1 pseudogene is annotated in these 642 nt (G+C 81.6%); it reads right to left on the bottom strand.

Features of this window, described 5'->3' with window-relative positions:
* A pseudogene (locus NOD94_RS41270) lies at positions 1 to 565 on the bottom strand (hypothetical protein); the annotation flags it as partial.
* Positions 566 to 642: the final 77 nt, after the last annotated feature.

Below are 642 nucleotides of genomic sequence, written 5' to 3' on the forward strand. Positions count from 1 at the left end.
GTGCCCCGACTCGTCGCCGAAGGGAGGCCGGCCCGAAGCGGCGTACGCGAGCACCGAACCCAGCGCGAACAGCCGGCTCGGTCGGGGGCGGCTCCGGCAGCCGGGGCGCGGGGGGCGGCTCCGGGTGCCGGGGGCCCGTGGCGGGCGGGAGGGCCAGGGCGAGGCGGCGTAGGGCGCGGGCCAGTTTGGCGGGGCCGCGCATCGGGGGGACCGGGCCGGGGAGTGCGTCCGGAGGGGTGCGGTGCAGCGCTGCCAGCAGCCGGGCGGCGGCCTCCCAGGGGGCGTCCTCGGGACGCTCCGGGTCCACGGGGGTCCCGTACGGCCAGAGGGAGACGGGGCGGCCGTGGAGGGTCCCGGTGCGCAGCGGGGGCAGCAACACCCCGGCCAGGGGACCGGCTCCGGCGATCCGCAGCCGCAGCGCGAGGGCCTCCGGGTCGGTGTCGGGGGCGTGCGCCTTGGCCACGGCGTCCCCGCAGCGCACCACGGTGCCGTCGTGCCGGTCGGCGAGGAGGGCGTACGGGTGCCCGCTGCCGCCCGACCCCCAGGCGGCGAGCGCGGCGGGCAGGACGGCGCTCACAGGGCGACCTGCCCACAGGCCGAGGCACCGGCCGACGGCGGGGCCGGCGCGGCCGGCAGCGCGGG

It is taken from the genome of Streptomyces sp. Isolate_45 (assembly GCF_024721315.2).
In the GTDB taxonomy this organism is placed as follows: Bacteria; Actinomycetota; Actinomycetes; order Streptomycetales; family Streptomycetaceae; genus Streptomyces.